Annotated in this window: 18 protein-coding genes and 1 tRNA gene; 10 read left to right on the forward strand and 9 right to left on the reverse strand. The window is 72.5% G+C overall.

Annotation, left to right across the window (positions count from 1 at the left end):
- Positions 1-57: 57 nt before the first annotated feature.
- From ACFV9J_RS21250 to ACFV9J_RS21260, 3 genes are all read left to right on the forward strand, one after another.
- A complete protein-coding gene (locus ACFV9J_RS21250) occupies positions 58-1,224 on the forward strand; it encodes an HpcH/HpaI aldolase/citrate lyase family protein (RefSeq protein ID WP_385356325.1) in 1,167 nt (388 codons plus the stop codon).
- 78 nt (positions 1,225-1,302) lie between these two features.
- Complete coding sequence (locus ACFV9J_RS21255) at positions 1,303-3,885, forward strand: phosphoribosyltransferase (protein ID WP_385356326.1); 2,583 nt, start codon at positions 1,303-1,305, stop codon at positions 3,883-3,885.
- On the forward strand, positions 3,885-4,697 hold the full coding sequence (locus ACFV9J_RS21260; protein ID WP_385356328.1) for an HAD family hydrolase: 813 nt from the start codon (positions 3,885-3,887) through the stop codon (positions 4,695-4,697). The genes ACFV9J_RS21255 and ACFV9J_RS21260 overlap by 1 nt, the downstream gene beginning before the upstream one ends.
- On the opposite strand, the gene ACFV9J_RS21265 is transcribed toward ACFV9J_RS21260, so the two are convergent.
- The gene (locus ACFV9J_RS21265; RefSeq protein WP_385356330.1) at positions 4,615-5,451 is read right to left on the reverse strand and encodes a DedA family protein; all 837 of its coding nucleotides are present in this window, start codon (positions 5,449-5,451) and stop codon (positions 4,615-4,617) included. The genes ACFV9J_RS21260 and ACFV9J_RS21265 overlap by 83 nt on opposite strands.
- A 132-nt stretch (positions 5,452-5,583) precedes the next feature.
- Here ACFV9J_RS21265 and ACFV9J_RS21270 point away from each other — a divergent pair, with 132 nt between their 5' ends.
- A complete protein-coding gene (locus ACFV9J_RS21270) occupies positions 5,584-6,726 on the forward strand; it encodes a sensor histidine kinase (RefSeq protein WP_385356331.1) in 1,143 nt (380 codons plus the stop codon).
- The gene (locus ACFV9J_RS21275) at positions 6,717-7,361 is read left to right on the forward strand and encodes a response regulator transcription factor (RefSeq protein ID WP_174855060.1); all 645 of its coding nucleotides are present in this window, start codon (positions 6,717-6,719) and stop codon (positions 7,359-7,361) included. The genes ACFV9J_RS21270 and ACFV9J_RS21275 overlap by 10 nt, the downstream gene beginning before the upstream one ends.
- A 43-nt stretch (positions 7,362-7,404) precedes the next feature.
- On the opposite strand, the gene ACFV9J_RS21280 is transcribed toward ACFV9J_RS21275, so the two are convergent.
- From ACFV9J_RS21280 to ACFV9J_RS21290, 3 genes are all read right to left on the reverse strand, one after another.
- Positions 7,405-7,629 carry a zinc ribbon domain-containing protein gene (locus ACFV9J_RS21280; protein WP_361014820.1) on the reverse strand — a complete coding sequence of 75 codons (225 nt, stop codon included), beginning with the start codon at positions 7,627-7,629 and terminating at the stop codon, positions 7,405-7,407.
- Between the two features lie 56 nt (positions 7,630-7,685).
- Complete coding sequence (locus ACFV9J_RS21285; RefSeq protein ID WP_385356333.1) at positions 7,686-9,089, reverse strand: hypothetical protein; 1,404 nt, start codon at positions 9,087-9,089, stop codon at positions 7,686-7,688.
- Between the two features lie 71 nt (positions 9,090-9,160).
- A complete protein-coding gene (locus ACFV9J_RS21290) occupies positions 9,161-9,931 on the reverse strand; it encodes a DUF4097 family beta strand repeat-containing protein (RefSeq protein WP_385356335.1) in 771 nt (256 codons plus the stop codon).
- A 225-nt stretch (positions 9,932-10,156) separates the two neighbouring features.
- Between ACFV9J_RS21290 and ACFV9J_RS21295 the strand changes: the two genes are divergently transcribed.
- Positions 10,157-10,231: transfer RNA gene (locus ACFV9J_RS21295), tRNA-Val, on the forward strand.
- Positions 10,232-10,281: 50 nt separating this feature from the next.
- Here the strand turns inward: ACFV9J_RS21295 and ACFV9J_RS21300 are convergent.
- Positions 10,282-10,617: a hypothetical protein gene (locus ACFV9J_RS21300; protein WP_385356337.1), complete on the reverse strand. Its 336-nt coding sequence runs from the start codon at positions 10,615-10,617 to the stop codon at positions 10,282-10,284.
- 115 nt (positions 10,618-10,732) lie between these two features.
- Here ACFV9J_RS21300 and ACFV9J_RS21305 point away from each other — a divergent pair, with 115 nt between their 5' ends.
- Together ACFV9J_RS21305 and ACFV9J_RS21310 are read left to right on the forward strand one after the other, a co-directional pair.
- Positions 10,733-11,266 (forward strand): GNAT family N-acetyltransferase, encoded by a 534-nt coding sequence (locus ACFV9J_RS21305; protein ID WP_385356339.1) that lies wholly within the window; start codon positions 10,733-10,735, stop codon positions 11,264-11,266.
- A gap of 4 nt (positions 11,267-11,270) precedes the next feature.
- Positions 11,271-11,504, forward strand: a complete 234-nt coding sequence (locus tag ACFV9J_RS21310; RefSeq protein ID WP_385356341.1) for a DUF2277 domain-containing protein — start codon at positions 11,271-11,273, stop codon at positions 11,502-11,504.
- A 106-nt stretch (positions 11,505-11,610) separates the two neighbouring features.
- Here the strand turns inward: ACFV9J_RS21310 and ACFV9J_RS21315 are convergent, their stop codons facing one another.
- The 4 genes from ACFV9J_RS21315 to ACFV9J_RS21330 form a co-directional block, all read right to left on the reverse strand.
- A complete protein-coding gene (locus tag ACFV9J_RS21315; RefSeq protein WP_109031624.1) occupies positions 11,611-12,249 on the reverse strand; it encodes a DedA family protein in 639 nt (212 codons plus the stop codon).
- Positions 12,250-12,423: 174 nt separating this feature from the next.
- Entirely contained in the window at positions 12,424-12,885 is a 462-nt protein-coding gene (locus ACFV9J_RS21320) for a DoxX family protein (RefSeq protein WP_385356342.1), read from the reverse strand.
- A gap of 296 nt (positions 12,886-13,181) precedes the next feature.
- Complete coding sequence (locus tag ACFV9J_RS21325; protein ID WP_385356344.1) at positions 13,182-14,870, reverse strand: alkaline phosphatase D family protein; 1,689 nt, start codon at positions 14,868-14,870, stop codon at positions 13,182-13,184.
- A gap of 88 nt (positions 14,871-14,958) precedes the next feature.
- Positions 14,959-15,603, reverse strand: a complete 645-nt coding sequence (locus tag ACFV9J_RS21330; protein WP_385356345.1) for an HNH endonuclease family protein — start codon at positions 15,601-15,603, stop codon at positions 14,959-14,961.
- Positions 15,604-16,091: 488 nt separating this feature from the next.
- Here ACFV9J_RS21330 and ACFV9J_RS21335 point away from each other — a divergent pair, with 488 nt between their 5' ends.
- Together ACFV9J_RS21335 and ACFV9J_RS21340 are read left to right on the forward strand one after the other, a co-directional pair.
- Positions 16,092-16,673: a TMEM165/GDT1 family protein gene (locus ACFV9J_RS21335; RefSeq protein WP_109031628.1), complete on the forward strand. Its 582-nt coding sequence runs from the start codon at positions 16,092-16,094 to the stop codon at positions 16,671-16,673.
- 147 nt (positions 16,674-16,820) lie between these two features.
- The gene (locus ACFV9J_RS21340) at positions 16,821-17,486 is read left to right on the forward strand and encodes an HAD-IA family hydrolase (RefSeq protein ID WP_385356346.1); all 666 of its coding nucleotides are present in this window, start codon (positions 16,821-16,823) and stop codon (positions 17,484-17,486) included.
- Positions 17,487-17,497 lie beyond the last annotated feature (11 nt).

Below are 17,497 nucleotides of genomic sequence, written 5' to 3' on the forward strand. Positions count from 1 at the left end.
TATTACCGGCCACCTTTCGACGATTCCAGGTCGCCCAGACACCACGGGGGAGTTTAAATGCGTCATTTCGGACAGATAGCCCCTGATGTGCGGGAGCGTCTCTTTCATCAGGAGCCCTGCTCCTTCACGGCGGACTCCCCGGCCCGGCTGCTGTCCGCGGCCCTGGGCGCCACGCTCTACAGTCCGGCCACCCGCCCCGGCCTCGCCGACGACATCGTGAAACAGAGCGCGCGCGGACTGGTGTCGATGGTGCTGTGCCTGGAGGACTCGATCGACGACGCCGACGTCCCCGTCGGCGAGGCGAACCTCGTGCGTCAGCTCACGGACCTGGCGGAACGTTCCGGCGACGATGTCCCCCTGCTGTTCGTCCGGGTCCGTACCCCCGAGCAGATACCCGACCTCGTACGGCGCCTCGGCCCCGCCGTGCGGCTGCTGTCCGGGTTCGTGCTGCCGAAGTTCACCGAGGAACGCGGCATGCCCTTCCTGGAGGCGCTCGCCGCCGCCGAGGCCGCCAGCGGCCGCAGGCTCTTCGCCATGCCCGTGCTCGAGTCCCCGGACCTGCTGTACCGGGAGTCCCGGGTCCAGACGCTGGAGGGCATCTTCCGGGCGGTCGACAAATACCGCGACCGCGTGCTGGCCCTGCGGCTCGGCGTGACCGACTTCTGCTCCTCCTACGGGCTGCGCCGAGGCCCCGACATGACGGCCTACGACGTCCAGATCGTCGCCTCCGTGATCGCCGACGTGGTCAACATGCTCGCCCGCGCCGACGGCACCGGATTCACGGTGACCGGGCCCGTGTGGGAGTACTTCCGCGTCCAGGAGAGGATGTTCAAACCGCAACTGCGGCAGAGCCCCTTCCTGGAGGGGCAGGCCGTCGAACTGCGCCAGAAGCTCATCGAGCACTCCATGGACGGTCTGCTGCGCGAGATCTCCCTGGACCGGGCCAACGGCCTGCTGGGCAAGACCTGCATCCACCCCTCGCACGTGCTCCCCGTACACGCACTGTCCGTGGTCAGCCACGAGGAGTTCAGCGACGCCCAGGACATCCTGCGGCCCGAACGCTGCGGCGGAGGCGTGATGAGGTCGGCCTACACGAACAAGATGAACGAGGTGAAGCCGCACCGCGCCTGGGCCGAGCGGACCCTGCTGCGCGCCGAGATCTTCGGGGTGGCGAACGAGGACATCGGCTTCGTGGAACTGCTCGCCGCCGGACTCTCCGACTGAACGCCGGGCGACCGGACGCAAGCGACCCACAACCGACGCCGGGCCCACGCCGCGGCGGACAACGGGAGGCACGAGTACATGACCGAGCGGGCGCACGCCGAGGGGCACGCCGGAGAGCGCGCCGACAAGGACGCCGGGGTCTGGTCCGGCAGCTGGGTCGCCGAGCGGCTCGGCGTCGGACTCAACGGCGACGAGGCGCTGACCGGCCTGCTGGGGCTCGCCCTGCGCCGCAACCCCAAGCGGGCGCACCTGCTCGTCTCCAACGTGCTCGGCAAGCACGTCCCGCAGTCGCCCGCAGTCGTCTACGGCCACGGCGTCGCCCTCGGCCGACGCGTCCGCGACCTGCTCGGCGCCGAGGAGGCCGCCCGCGCGGTCGTCCTCGGCTACGCGGAGACCGCCACCGGACTCGGCCACTGTGTCGCCGACGGCCTGGGCCCCGCGCCCTACCTGCACTCCACCCGCCGTCCGGTCGCCGGAGTCGCCCGGGCGGGCGGCTTCGAGGAGTCCCACTCGCACGCGACCTCCCACCTGCTGCTGCCCGAGGACCCGGCGCTGCTGGCCAAAGACGGGCCGCTGGTCCTCGTCGACGACGAGTTCTCCACCGGCAACACGGTGCTCAACACCGTCCGCGCCCTGCACGAGCGCTACCCCCGCAAGCGGTACGTCGTGGTCGCCCTGGTCGACATGCGCTCGCCCGCGGACGCCGGCCGGCTGGACGACTTCGCCCGGGAGATCGGCGCCCGCGTGGACCTGGTGACCACCGCCTCCGGCACGGTCCGGCTGCCGCCGGGCGTACTGGAGAAGGGGCAGGAACTGGTCGCCCGGCACGAGGCGACAGCCACCGGACCGACGGCCACCGAACCGACGGCCACCGAACCGACGGCCACCGAACCGACGGCCACCGAACCGACGGCCACCGGGCCGACCGGCCCCGCTCCGGCCGCGGCGCCGGCCGGATCCGTCGAGCGTGTCCGGCTGCGCTGGCCGCACGACGTGCCCGACGGCGGACGGCACGGATTCACCGCCGCCCACCGGGCCCGGCTGGAGGCCGCCCTGCCCGCCATGGCGGCACGGATCGCCGAGGCGCTCCCCACCGGTGCCCGACGCGTGCTGGTCCTCGGCTTCGAGGAGCTCATGTACGCCCCCCTCCGCCTGGCCCACGCGCTGGAGCAGACCGTCGGCGGCGACGTCGACGTGCGCTACTCCACCACCACCCGCTCTCCGGTCCTCGCCGTCGACGACCCCGGCTACGCCATCCGCACCCGCCTGGTCTTCCCCGCGCACGACGACCCGGCCGACGGCCCCGGCGAGCGCTACGCCTACAACGTCGCGGGCGGCGGCTTCGACGCCGTCGTCGCCGTCGTCGACTCGGCCGCCGACACCCCCGCGCTGCACGCCCCGGACGGACTGCCGGCCCGGCTCGCCGCCCACGTACCCCACGTCCTGCTGGCGGTCGTCCCGTCGTACGTCCCGCGCCCCCCGCACGACACCGAAAGGCCCTCCATGCTGCCCGAGCCCCTGCGCGGCCCCGACTTCTCCTCGTACGCGCCCGACGAGGTCGGCTGGCTGCTCCAGGACCTCTCGGACGTGACGCTGGAGGCACCGACCGAGGAGCGCGAGGAGGCGATCCAGCGCGGCGGCGCGCACTACGCCGAGTCGCTGCCCGTGGAGTACCAGCCCAGCGAGCAGTACCAGGACCTGTTCCACGCGGCGCTCGAGACGTCCGCGGCCCGGCTGGCGCGCGCCGTCGGCGCCGTCACCGAGATCGTGCTCGCGGAGCGCTCGCCCCGCCCCGTCCTGGTCTCGCTCGCCCGCGCGGGCACCCCGGTCGGCGTTCTGATGCGCCGCTGGGCGCAGTTCCGCCATGGTCTCGACCTCCCCCACTACGCCGTGTCGATCGTCCGGGGCCGCGGCATCGACGCCAACGCGCTGCGCTGGCTGGCCGACCACCACGACCCCGCCGACGTCGTCTTCGTCGACGGCTGGACCGGCAAGGGCGCCATCACCCGCGAACTCGCCGCCGCCCTGCGCGAATTCGAGGCCACCGACGGCATCACCGGCTTCGACCCGGAGATCGCCGTACTGGCCGATCCCGGCTCCTGCGTACGCACCTACGGCACCCGTGACGACTTCCTCATCCCCTCCGCCTGCCTCAACTCCACCGTCTCCGGCCTGATATCCCGCACCGTGCTCCGCGCCGACCTGGTCGGCCCGCACGACTTCCACGGCGCGAAGTTCTACCGCGAACTCGCCGACGCCGACCTGTCACCGGACTTCCTCGACGCCGTCTGCGCCCGCTTCCCCGACGTCACGGACACGGTCGACGCCCAGGCGAAGGACCTCCTCTCCGCCGACCGCACCCCCACCTGGGAGGGCTGGGCCGCCGTCGAGCGCATCAGCGAGGAGTACGGCATCCACGACGTGAACCTCGTCAAGCCCGGTGTCGGCGAGACCACGCGGGTGATGCTGCGCCGCGTCCCGTGGAAGGTGCTGGCCCGCGCCGGAGCCGGCGCCGACCTGGACCACGTCCGCCTGCTGGCCGAACAACGGGGCGTGCCCGTGGAGGAGGTCGCCGACCTCCCGTACACCTGTGTCGGGCTGATCCACCCCCAGTACACGCGGGGCGCCACCGGCGCCGACGGCAAGGCGGTGACGCTCTGATGCCCGTACTCGTCGCCAGCGACCTCGACCGCACGCTCATCTACTCCGCGGCCGCCCTCGGACTGACCATGCCCGACCTGCGGGCACCCCGCCTGCTGTGCGTGGAGGTCTACGAGAGCAGACCCCTCTCCTACCTGACCGAGACGGCCGCCCAACTGCTGACCGACCTCGGCGACTCGGCCCTCTTCGTGCCGACCACCACCCGGACCCGCAAGCAGTACCAGCGGATCAACCTCCCGGGCCCCGCGCCGAAGTACGCGATCTGCGCCAACGGCGGCCACCTGCTGGTGGACGGCGTCTCCGACCCCGGCTGGCACGCCCGGGTGACCGCACGGCTGGCCGACGAATGCGCCTCGCTCGCCGAGGTCCGCGACCACCTGGCGAACACCGCCGACCCGCTGTGGGTGCGCAAGCACCGGGTCGCCGAGGACCTCTTCGCCTACCTGGTCGTCGAACGCGACCTGCTGCCGCAGGACTGGGTGAAGGAACTCGCCGTGTGGGCCGAGAACCGCGGCTGGACCGTGTCCCTCCAGGGCCGCAAGATCTACGCCGTGCCCAAGCCGCTCACCAAGAGCGCCGCCGTGCACGAGGTCGCCCGCCGCACCGGCGCCGAACTCACCCTCGCCGCCGGAGACTCGCTCCTCGACGCCGACCTGCTCCTCGCCGCCGACCGCGGCTGGCGCCCGGGCCACGGCGAACTGGCCGACTCCGGATGGACGGCTCCGACGATCAGCGCCTTGCCCGAGCGCGGCGTCCTGGCCGGTGAGCGGATCCTTCGCGAGTTCCTGCGCGAGGTGCGCCCGACCCGCTGAACCCGCCGTCCCCGTCCCCGTCCCCGGCACCGCCCCCGGTGCCGGGGTGGCCGTCGTCGTCGGCCGGCGGCCGTATGTCCTGCCGCCCGTCGTCGCCGCGGCCCCGCCGACGGTGACCGGCGCCCGGCCGCAGCAGCCGCATGACGACGAAGACCACCAGCGCCAGGGCGGCCGCCGCGAGGATCACCTTCGAATAGGTGGAGGCGATGCCCGAGACCTCCGACCAGTTGTCCCCCAGCGCGTAGCCCGCGAGGACGAACACGGTGTTCCAGATTGCGCTGCCCAGCGTCGTCAGGGCGAGGAAGACGGGCAGCCGCATCCGCTCCACCCCCGCCGGCACGGAGATCAGGCTGCGGAAGATGGGGATCATCCGGCCGAAGAACACCGCCTTGGTCCCGTGCCTGAGGAACCACGCCTCCGTCTTCTCTATGTCGGACACCTTCACCAGCGGCAGCTTCCCCGCTATCGCCACCGTGCGGTCCCGGCCGAGCAGGGCACCGATCCCGTACAGGGCGAGCGCGCCGATCACCGAACCCGCCGTCGTCCACAGCAGGACGGCGATCAGGCTCATCCGGCCGGAACTCGCCGCGAACCCGGCCAGCGGCAGGATCACCTCGCTCGGCAGGGGAGGAAAGAGATTCTCCAGAGCGATGGCGAGACCGGCGCCGGGGGCGCCGAGGGCGTCCATGAGGTCGTTGATCCACTGCGGTGCCGCGCCGCTGTCCACGGCCGGCTGCGCTGCGATGGCTGTCATGACGACCACGCTAGAAAATCGCGGCTGAAGGGACCCTGAGGAAGACCGCATGATCGATTGCGGTGTACCGCAGGCGGGAATTGCGGTTTTCCGCAGTGTGCCCGCCCACCGCGCCCGACTAGCCTCGCGATCATGCGAGTCATGGCGCGACGTGTAGTGCGGTGCGGGGCGGGCCTCATCCTGGGGACCGCCGCGGCCGCCGTCGAGCTGCTCTTCGCCCTGCTGGCCGGCGTGGCCCTGCTGCCGGTGGCCGCCTGGCCGAAGGGGCGCCGTGCCGTACTGCGCCCGGTCCTCGCGGGCGCGCGGATCCTGGCGGAGCTGGAGCGGGGCCGGCTGCGGATGTGGCTCGACCTCCGCGTCACGCCCGCGTACGAGGACGTGCGGGCGCTGCGGTACGTCGCCTGCCACTGGGCCCTGGGCGTCCTGGGCGGGGTCGTGATGCTGACGGCCGCCATCGGTCTGGCGTACGGCACCTTCGGGGTGTACGGCTGGCTCCTGCTGGACGGCATACGCAACCCCGGTTCGCTGGTCCTGGGCAGTCTGGGCGGCTTCTTCCTCGTGTTCCTCACCGTGCAGGGAATATTCGGTGTGGTGGGACTGGAGGGGCAGCTGGCGCGGCACTTCCTCGGCCCCCGGCACCAGGAGGAGCTGGAGCGTCGGATCGCCGAGCTGTCCGCCAGCCGCGCCGCGGTGGTCGACGCGGTGAACGACGAACGGCGCCGCATCGAGCGCGACCTGCACGACGGTGTGCAGCAGCGCCTCGTCGCCCTCGGCATGCTGCTCGGCCGGGCCCGCCGCAGCCAGGACGCCGAGCGCCGGGACCGCCTGCTGGGCCAGGCCCACGACGAGAGCCGCCGGGCCCTGGACGAGCTGCGCGAGGTGGCCTGGCGGATCTACCCGACCACGTTGGACGAGGCGGGGCTGCGCGCGGCCCTGGAAACGGTCGCCGAGCGGGCGTCCGTACCGGTGGGAGTGGAGTACGACCTGGCCGAGGAGCCCGAGCAGGCCGTGGCGACCGTCGCGTACTTCGTCGTCTGCGAGGCGGTCACCAACGCGGTCAAGCACGCGGCGCCGACCCGGATAAGCGTCGCTGTCAGAGCGGAGGAGAAACGGATGTACGTGAGCGTGCGGGACGACGGCTGCGGCGGGGCCAACGCCGCGGGCAGCGGACTGTTCGGGCTCGCCCGGCGCGTCGCCGCCCTCGACGGCAGCCTCAGCGTGGACAGCCCTCCGGGAGGGCCGACCCTCGTGGCCGCGGAGCTGCCATGCGGGTGATCCTCGCCGAGGACTCGACCCTGCTGAGGGAGGGGCTGGTGCGGCTGCTGGCGGAGGAGGGCCACGAGGTCCTCGCGGCCGTCGGCAATGCCGAGCTGCTCCTGAAGGCGGTCGCCGAGGACCCGCCGGACGTGGTCGTCGCCGACGTCCGGATGCCGCCCACGCACACGGACGAGGGTCTGCGCGCGGCCCTGGAGATACGCGGGCGGTGGCCAGGGGTCGGAGTGCTGGTGCTCTCGCAGTACGTCGAGAAGCGGTACGCGACCGAGCTGCTCACCGGGGAGACGGAAGGAGTCGGATACCTGCTCAAGGACCGGGTGGTCCAGGTCGACGAGTTCCTGGACGCGCTGGAGCGGGTAGCCGCCGGACGCGCCGCGTTCGACCCGGAGGTCGTCCGTCAGCTGCTCGGCCGGACGACGCACACAGACCTGCTCGCCCGGCTGACCGTGCGGGAGCGGGACGTACTGGCAGAGATGGCGCAGGGCCACACCAACGCGGCGATCGCCCGTCGGCTGCACATCTCGCAGAGCGCGGTGGAGAAGCACACCAACGCGATCTTCGACAAACTTGAGTTGACCGGAGGGGAGGGCTATTCACGCAGGGTGCTTGCGGTGCTGCGCTACCTGGGGAGCTGACGGGAGCCGAGGGCGATCCGGCAGGAGCGGAAGGGCGCCGGGCTCAGCCGCAGCAGCCGCCACCGCAGCAACCCCCACCGCCACCGCCACCGCCGCCCGACGACGGCGCCGGTGCGGAGGCCGAGCCGCCGACCGCGACCGTCGACAGCAGCTTCACCGTGTCGTCGTGACCTGCCGGGCAGGCGGCGGGAGCCGAGGACTCGGCCATGGGACGGCTCAGTTCGAAGGTGTCGCCGCAGCTGCGGCAGCGGTACTCGTAGCGAGGCATGGGCACAGGTTAACCGGCACGGCCGGCCCCGGGTCCCGGTCGGCCGATCTGGGTGATCAGTGACCGGCCCCGCGCTCCTCGCGGATCTGGGCGACCACATGGGCCACCGTCTGCCGGACCGCTTCCGTCTCCGTCAGGAAGTGCCAGTAGTCGGGGTGCCGCCCCTCCAGCGTGGTGACCGCCCGGTCCAGCCGGGCCACGGCCTCGTCCAGGGGACGCGCGTGACGGGGCTCGGGGGTGTTGCGACCGGCCATGGCAAGGCGCTGGGCGTCGCGGATGGCGAAGCGGGTGCGCTCGATCTCCTGCTGCGGGTCCTTCTGCACGGCGTTGAGCTGCCGCAGCCGGTCGCCGGCCGCCGATACGGCCTCGTCGGTCGAGTTCAGCAGCGCTCGTACCGTCGACAGCAGGGCGGTGGCGTCGGGCCAGCGCTGTTCGTCGCGGGCGGCCTGCGCCTCGGCCAGCTTCCGCTCGGCCTGCCGGACCGATTCGGTGGCCTGGTCCGGCACGTGCTGGAGGTCCTGCCAGCAGGCGGCGGTGAACCGGCGCCGCAGCTCGCTCAGCACCGGCTCGACCTGTTCGGTGCGGGTGGTCAGCGCCTGCGCGCGGGTGCGCAGGGAGACCAGGCGGTGGCCGATCTCGGCGGCGCGCTCGGGCAGTCGTTCGGCCTCGGCGCGGACCGCCTCGGCCTCCCGGGTGACCCGTTCGGCCCGCTCGAGGGTCTGGGGCACGCCGTGCTGTCCCGCGCCCTGGTTCAGCCGGGTCAGCTCCGGACCGAGGGCGGCGAGACGGGTGGCGAGGTCGTCCGCCTGCAGACCGGAGCCGCGTGCGGCGTCCAGGGCGTTGGAGGCGGCGAGCAGAGCCTGCCGGGCGCGTTCGACGGCGGGCGCCAGCCGGGCCAACTGGGTTTCGGCCTTGCCGAGCAGCGGGCCGAGGCCCTCGGCGAAGCGGTCGAGTTCCTGTTTGACCCGGCCCAGCTCGGTCCTGGCGGCGGTCAGTTCCGTGCGGGCGCGGGCGGCGGCGGACGCCTCCAGGTCGTCCCGGTCCAGGTCGTGGGCGTCGACGGCGCTGATGTACTGGTGGCTGACCTCGTCGATGCGCCGGCCCAGGGCATCGAAGTCGGTGACCGCGCGCCGGGCGGCGGGGGAGGAGTCGACGGCCGCGATCGTCTCTATCGAGATCCGCAGGTCCCGCTGGGCGGTGTCCAGTTCGTAGAAGGCGGCGGCCGCGTCGTCCTTCGCGGTCTGGGCCTCCGCCCGCTGGCTCTCGGCCCGCCCGCCGAACCAGCGCCGGGTACCGCCCCCGGCGAACGCCGCGGGGAGCGCGAACACGGCGAGCAGGGGCAGACCCATCAGGGTGAGCGTGCCGGTGACCGCGCCGGCCCGTCGCCGACGCGAGCGGTGCGGCAGGCGCTGGGCGCGCGCCACCATCGGCGAGTACGGCTGCGATGGCGTCGCCGTCACATCACTCTCCCGTGTCGTCCGTCCTGCCCGGGTTCATTCTCCCACCCGTTAGGGACGAACACACGGGCCGGTCAGTTCGCGGTTCGCACGGTGATTCTGCCGTCGACGGACCGGGCGTCGACCACGTGCGTGCCGGCGTCGTCGGTGGGCACGGACACGTCGACCGCGCCGTCATCGGTGTCGGTGGACACCTTGTAGGTGGCCCGGGGCAGCGAGATCGTCGCGGAGCCGTCGTCGGTGCGGGACTCCACCTGGTCCGGGACGGTGCCGAGGTCCAGCCGGACCGACCCGTCGCGGGTGTGCGCCCGCACCTGGCGGGAGGAGACCGCGGCACGTACGGAACCGTCGTCGGTACGCACTTCCAGCGGCCCGGAGGAGTCGGTGACGTGCACGGAGCCGTCGCCGGTACGGATGTTCAGCGCGTCCTCGAAGCCGCTGGCCCGCACGCTGCCGTCCCCTTCCCTCACCTTGACCGCGATGCCGCGCGGCACCTCGATGCGGTGCTTGGCCGCGCAGTCGGCGACCACGCCGGAGCAGTGCATCCGCAGCACCAGCCGGTCGCCGTCCATCTTCCAGGTCACCTCGGGGTCCGAGCCGATGGCGACCGACCCGGAGAACCACCGCGTGACCTGGATCTTCCCGGACGCCTGGTCGTCCGAGGCGACGATCTCCAGGGCGGAGTCGTCGGAGTCGACGGTGAGCGTACGGCCCTGGAGGGCGAAGGACCGGTGCTCGGGGTCGTTGTCGTCCGAGGCGGAGGCGCAGGCGCTGAGGCCCGCGACGAGGACGGCGACGGCGCCGACGGCGGCGAACGCGCGGACGGGAACGGTACGGGCGGGCATGACGGTCTCCCCCTGGAACGGACGACGAGGTGCCGCACCCGGGGCCTTCCGCGCCGGCGGAGACCTTCTCGGTGAGGCTCTTCGACCGTACGGAGCGGGTGCTCCCGCCGGGATCCGGGCCGCTACCGGATCGAGGGTGGGGTTAACCCCCGACCCCCGCGTGAGCACGGCGGGAACGCGTTTGCCGGGCGGCGCCCCGGGCCATGTAGGCTGTCGACTCGTCCTGGGTGCGTAGCTCAGGGGTAGAGCGCCTGCCTTACAAGCAGGATGTCGGCGGTTCGAAACCGTCCGCGCCCACCAGGACCGGCGTCGTCGTCGGAGCCAAGGCCCCCGGAGATCTTCCGGGGGCCTTACGCGTGCGGTCCCTCATGAGCGTGTTTCAGCTCCGACCGGGCGCTCACCTGGTCGGCGCCGGTCATCTCCGACCAGTAGCGATGGGTGCTGACGAACACGGCCAGCTCGCGCTCGCGCTGCCGTAGCTTCTCGACCTCGGCCTGCTCGTCCGCCGACCAGCCGGGGGAGGCCGGGCGTTCGACCTTGCGCCAGCCGTTGTCGTCGCTGAAGCCGTCGAGCGGTTCGACGGACCAGGGAAGTCTCTTGAGCAGGGCCGCAAGCTCGGCCCGGACCTGATGCAGTTCCTCCTGACCGGCGAGGAGATCACTGGGGAAATCATAGGTCGTAGCCACGTGCCAATGATACGCCTGTTCGATTTTGAGGCGCGCGTTCCCTTCGGTGGTTCACGCGAAAGGGTGGCCCCGCGGCCCGGCCCGACTGTCAGACCCCTGCCCTACCGTGAAAGACATGGACGGCATGGACGAGCGGATCGCGCCGGGCGGGGAGCGGGTGTGCCTGGTCCCCTGGGCGGAGGGGGACCTGTGGCTGCTGCGCAGGACCAACAGCCCGGAGATGACCGCGCACCTCGGCGGCCCGGAGAGCGAGGAGCGGCTCCTGGCCCGGCACCGTCGGTACGCGGAACCGGGACCCGGGCAGATGTACCGGGTGACGCTGGCGGACGGCGGTGAGACCGTCGGCTCCGTCGGGTACTGGCCGCGGACCTGGCGGGACACCGAGGTGTGGGAGACCGGGTGGGGCGTGCTGCCGGAGTTCCAGGGGCGGGGGCTGGCCGTGCGGGCGGCCCGCGCGGTCCGGGAGGCTGCCCGCACCACCGGGACCCACCGGTATCTGCACGCCTTCCCGGGCGTCGGCCACGCCGCCTCCAACGCGGTCTGCCGAGGGGCCGGGTTCACGCTCCTCGGGCAGGTCGACTTCGAGTATCCGAAGGGCCACTGGATCAGGTCGAACGACTGGCGGGTGGACCTGGAGAGGGGAGACTGACGTCATGTGCCGCAGCATCAAGACCCTGCGTCCGCCCGTGCTGGCCGAGGAGGCCACCGAGGACGAGATCAGGGCCGCCGCCCTTCAGTACGTACGCAAGGTCTCCGGATTCCGTGCGCCCGCCGCGCACAACCAGGAGGTCTTCGACCGCGCCGTCGAGGCCGTCACCGCGGCCACGACCGAGCTGCTGGCCGACCTGGAGATACGGGGAGGCGCCGGAGCGCGAAAGGCCTCCTGAAGCCTCGCTGCCGAGGTGTACGCGGCTAGGAGCCTCCGGCGCGACGAGTCTTCGTCGCTACGAGTCTCCGGTGCTATGAGGCCTCCGGAGCTACGAGCCGCCGGTGCTATGAGGCCTCCGTCGTTCGTGGCTGGCGGCGCATCAGGTATGCGGCCGCCGCGCCCGCGCCGAACAGCGCCACCAGCGACACTCCCGTCGCCAGCCAGGTGGCGCCCAGCCACTGGCCGCCGAAGTAGCCGAGGGCGACGCTGTACGCGGCCCACGCCAGGCCGGCCAGGGCCGACCAGGGGAGGAACTCGCGGACCCGGCGATGGGCCGCGCCGGCGACGAGTGAGACGACCGAGCGGCCGGCCGGGGCGAAACGGGCCAGGACGACGAGGGCACCGCCGCCGCGGGCCAGGGCGCCGCCGAGACGTTCCTGCGCGGTGGTCAGCCGCCGGGAACGGGCGATCGCGCGGTCCAGCCGGGCCCCGCCGCGCCAGGCGAGGCGATAGACGGCCAGGTCGCCGATGACGGACGCGGTCGCCGCGCAGAGCGTGAGGACGAGGATGTCGGGGACGTCCTGCGGGACCCGCCCGGCAGCCGCAGCTCCCGAACCCGCGGCCGCAGCCGTCGCCGCCGTGATCACCAGGACCCCGCTCGGCAGCACCGGCAGGAAGATGTCGAGCAGCACCGAAGCGCCCACCAGCACATAAATCCATGGGCTGCTGACCAGCGACCCGATACTTCCCAGACCTTCGACCACGACAACTCCCCGGTACTCCCCCGTGGGCCGGGCCTTGCCGCGAGACGCGGGGACGGCAGGAGCGGCCAATGACAGCCATACAGCGTACGCCCGGGGTGTGACAGAGGGTTCACAGGGGGCTTGTGTGATCGACGCAGGGCGTTCACACGAGGGAGGGGGTCCGCGGCGGTCCGCTCAGGCGGCGACCGGCGTCTGCCGCTCGGGGGCGGACCCTTCCCGCTCGGACGCGCGCCGGACGAGGAGACGGTCCAGGCCGAAGGCGCCGGAACCGGTGAAGGCGAGCAGCAGGAAGGCCCAGCAGAACATGGCGGGGGCCTCGCCGCCGTTCTCCATCGGCCACAGGGCCTCCGGCTGGTGCACCTTGAAGTAGGCGTAGGCCATGGAGCCGGAGCAGATGACCGCTGCCGGGCGGGTGCCGAGGCCCAGCAGGACGAGGCCGCCGCCGACCAGTTGGATCACGGCCGCGTACCAGCCCGGCCAGGTGCCCGCGTCGATCGTGCCGCCCGTCATCGCGGCGCCGCCGAGGACGCCGAAGAGGGAGGCGGCGCCGTGGCAGGCGAAGAGCAGGCTGACGACTATGCGGAACAGACCGAGCACGTACGGCTGGGCGCTGGTGCTGTTGAGGCGTGCGGGCATGCGGGGGGTGCTCCTTCGGTCGGCCGGCCGGGGCGGGCCGGTGGGGGACGGAACCGAGTGGGCTGCCCACGTTAGGTGAGCCTAATGAGTACTTGCAAGTTCAACATTCCGCCATAACCTGACGTGCAGTCACCTGCTCGGCGCTGTCGCCAATCCAGGTGGGAGCGCTCCCACGCTCGCGGTGCGGCCCGCCGATGTGACTCAATTCATACCCCGCCCCGCCCTCGCCGACTCATTCCGGAACAACGCCCTACGACTCCGTCCGGCTCCGTCCGGCTAGGTACGGCTCCGTACGGCTACGTCAACTTCCGGTCCGCGACCGTCCGCAGGACGTTCGTACCGTCCCGGTTCGCGCGGGCCTGTTCCAGGCGCAGCCGGGCCGACCGCCCACGCAGGGTCAGCGTCATGATCTGGTTCCCGAACCAGGGCCCGCCGGTCCTGCGCCAGCTCACCGCCGGAGGCGCACAGCGTCCGTGCCGGGCGATGCGCCGCCCGAGGGCCCGCGCCGGAGCACTCCAGCCGAAACGGAAGCCGAGGCGGATCGAGAGCGGCACCGAGTTGTGGACGGGGGAGCAGGTCAGCTGGGCCACCCGCGCGTCGGGCGTGCGCCCCGGCCACGACGGCTCGGCCACGTAGGCGTGGTGGACGTCGCCGGACAGCACGCTCACCGTCGCGGGCGCCCCCGGCCCGGTGCCGGCGTCGGCGATCAGGTCGCCGAGGGCGTCGAAGGACGAGGGGAACGCGGACCAGTGCTCCAGGTCCGCGCCGCGCCGTATCCGTTCCCCGATCCGTGCCCAGCGGGCGCCCCGCTCGCCGCCGCACATCGCGGCGTCCCACGCCTCCACGTCGTGCACCAGGTGGGGCAGCAGCCAGGGCAGGGAGGTGCCGATCAGCAGGTGGTCGTAAGCGCCGCCGCTGTGGCTGTCGCCCTCGCCCTCGCCCTCGCCGTCTCCGTCGCCGTCACCCCGGCCCTCCATGACCTGCTCGCGCAGCCAGGCGGCCTCGCCCGGGTCGAGCATTGTGCGGCGGTCCTCGTCCAGGACGCGGGCCGCGCGGGAGTCGACCATCAGCAGTCTTGTGCGCCCGAAGTCGCGCCGGTAGCTCCAGCGGACGGAGGCCGGATCGGCGTCGGCCCGTGCGGCGAACTCCCGTAGGGCGTCGGTGCCGTCGGACGCCTCGCGCACGGTCGTGTAGAGCGGGTCGGCGGCCAGTTCGTCCGGGGAGAGGTTGCCCAGCTGCTGGTACACCCAGTACGACATCAGCCCGCTCAGCACCCGCTCCTGCCACCAGTCGGTGGCCCGCATGTCGGCGAGCCAGGCGGCGGAGGTGTTCCAGTCGTCGATGACGTCGTGGTCGTCGAAGATCATGCAGCTCGGCACGGTGGACAGCAGCCAGCGCACCTCGGGGTCGAGCCAGGACTCGTAGTAGAGGCGGGTGTACTCCTCGTAGTCGGCGACCTGGTCGCCGGGGCCCGCCGTCACGTCGCGGCGGCCCGCGATCCACTCGCGCGTGGCATCGGAGATCTCGTCGGCGTACACCTGGTCGCCGAGCAGCAGCAGCACGTCCGGGCGGGCGCCTGTGGGATCGGCCGCGACGCGGGCGGAGAGGGTGTCCAGGGCGTCGGGACCCACCCTGCCCTTGCCTCCCGAGGGCGGCGCCGCCCAGCGGCAGGAGCCGAAGGCGACGCGCATGCCGTCGTCGTCCCCGGGCGTGGCGATCACCGAGGGCGGGAAGCGGGAATCGGGCGGCGGCCACACGCCGGTGCCGTCGAGCAGCACCTCGTACTCCGTCGCCGTGCCGGGGGTCAGGCCGCCGACCGTGACCAGGGCGTAGTGGTGGTCCGCGATCCGGAAGCTGCGGGCCGTCCCCCGGGCGCCGTCGGCGCAGCGCACCTCGGCCGTGCAGGGGCGGTCCGTCTCGACCCAGACGGTCGCGCACGAACCGTCGGTGTACCTCAACAGTGGGCCCAGGCGCAGTTCCGCCATGATGATCCTCTCCTCCGTCGCCCCGTACGGTACGGAACGACGGAGGCCGGCGGGGAGGTTCCGCGCCGAACGGACGGTGTACGGGGCGTCAGCAGTCGGCGAGGTAGCCCTGCAGCGCGGACTTCTCCGCCGAGTCGACCGAGAGGTCGTAGTAGTACTTCACCTGCACCCAGGCGCGCACGTACGTACAGCGGTAGGCGCTGCGCGAGGGCATCCAGGTGGCCGGATCCTGGTCACCCTTGGACTGGTTGACGTTGTCGGTGACCGCGAGCAGCTGGGGCCGGGTCAGGTCGTTGGCGAAGGCCTGCCGCCGCGAGGTGGTCCAGGAGTCGGCGCCCGAGTCCCAGGCTTCGGCGAGCGGGACCATGTGGTCGATGTCCACGTCGGAGGAGGCGGACCAGGTGGCGCCGTCGTAGGGGGAGTACCAACTGCCGCTGGTGGCGGCGCAGGAGGAGTTGGTGACGACGTTCGTGCCGTCGCGCTTGAGGATCGTCTCGCGCGTGTTGCAGGTGCCGGACTGGGTGATCCAGTGCGGGAAGAGGTCGCGGTCGTAGCCGGTCCGGTCCTCGGTGGCCACCGTGAGGGAGGCGAGGTAGGTGCGGGCGGTGGCGGCGCTGACCGGGGTGGGGAGGGCGGCGGAGGCGGCCGGGCCGTTGAGGAGCCCGGCGGAGGCTATGAGCCCGGTGAACGCGGCGAGGAAACCGAGCCGTCGACGCGCGTAGAACTTCGGCATGCGAACTCCCTTGGGGTGTGGGGGTGTTGGGGCGCGGGCAGGGGAATGCTCGCGACGCCGCATGGCGCACAGGTGTGCGGTCGGTAAGAAGTTAGTGACGTGTGCATGGCACGTCTAGAAGGGCGACGAGACTCGTCACAGGACTTTGACGGGGGCTCGGCGCGGGGCCTGACGGGACCCGGCGGTCCTCGGCGCGGGACTTTCGGCCCTCGGTCCCGGCCGGGGGTTCGCGTACTATGGACGGCGCAGAAGGGGAGTAGCTCTTCGCCGGACCGTCGACATACTGCTCAGCCCGCCTGAGCCGGCGCCCGGAGGCAGACCTCGTTCGCGAGGCCGGCCAGCGAGACCTTCGGCAAGCAGTGCACGCCCGTGCCGTACGGCACGGGTGGATCCGTGTGCTGCCGTGCCGAGGTGTCGCGCGTCGCGGAGATCGTGAAATCCGCGCAATCAGCACTCTCGGTGGGGTGGCCCCGACCGATTGAGGAATCTTGATCAGCCTGACCGTGACGGCGCTCGTCTTCGGTGTCGTCTTCCTCGCCGAACTGCCGGACAAGACCGCCCTCGCCGGCCTCGTCCTCGGCACCCGCTACCGCGCCTCGTACGTGTTCGCGGGCGTCGCCGCCGCCTTCCTGCTGCACGTCGTGCTCGCGGTCGCGGCCGGCAGTGTGCTGACCCTGCTGCCGCAGCAGCTCGTGCACGCGATCACCGGTGTGCTGTTCCTGGGCGGCGCCGCCGTGCTGCTGATGAAGAAGGACGACGAGGACGAGGAGGTCCGCAAGCCGCAGGACCAGTCCTTCTGGAAGGTCGCCGGGGCGGGCTTCATGCTCATCCTGGTCGCCGAGTTCGGCGATCTGACGCAGATCATGACGGCCAACCTCGCGGCCCGTTACGACGACCCGCTCTCCGTCGGCCTCGGCGCGGTGCTCGCGCTGTGGGCGGTGGCCGGGCTCGGCATCGTCGGTGGAAAGGCCCTGATGAAGCGGGTGCCGCTGGGGCTGATCACGAAGATCGCGGCCGTGCTCATGCTGGGCCTCGGCGTGTGGAGCCTGTGGGAGGCGATCGCCGGCTGAGCGGCCGGCGGCGTGCGCGGGCGGTGCGTGCCGGTGGCGCGAACCCGGTCTATTTTGTACCGTGGATGAACAAAGTGGCTCCCGCCCGTTCTCCCTGACCGGCGGGCGGGGCCGCCTTGTTTCCTCCCCGCCCCTTGGAGTCTGCCGATGACGGCCACCGCCACCACCGTTCTGCCCGCCCGTGCCCTGCTGCTCGACATGGACGGCACCCTCGTCAACTCGGACGCCGCCGTGGACCGCGTCTGGCGGCGCTGGGCCGACCGGCACGGGCTGGACGGCGACGAGGTCATGAAGGTCGTCCACGGACGGCAGGGCTACGCCTCGATGGCGCTGCTGCTGCCGGACCGGCCAATGGAGCACAACCACGCCGACAACGCGCGCATGCTCGCCGAGGAGACCGCCGACACCGAGGGCGTCGTGGCGATTCCCGGCGCCGCGGAGTTCCTCACCTCGCTGCGCGGCCTGCCGCACGCCCTGGTGACCTCGGCCGACGTGGCCCTGTCCACCGCGCGGATGGCCGCCGCCGGGCTCGCGCAGCCGGACGTCCGGGTCACCGCCGAGTCGGTCGGCGCGAGCAAGCCCGACCCGGAGGGCTTCCTCAAGGGCGCCGCCGAACTGGGCATCGCCCCCGCCGACTGCATCGTCTTCGAGGACTCCGGCGCCGGTATCGCGGCCGGGCGCGCCGCCGGGATGCGGGTCGTCGGGGTCGGACCGCGCGCCGGGTTCCACGGGCCGGACGTGGTCGTGGAGGACCTGACGCGGGTGCGTGTCGAGGCCGACGCGGACGGTGGGCTGCGGCTGCACATCGGCTGACGGTGGGCCGC

The organism is Streptomyces sp. NPDC059906, assembly GCF_042730645.1.
Lineage (GTDB): Bacteria > Actinomycetota > Actinomycetes > Streptomycetales > Streptomycetaceae > Streptomyces > Streptomyces rubrogriseus.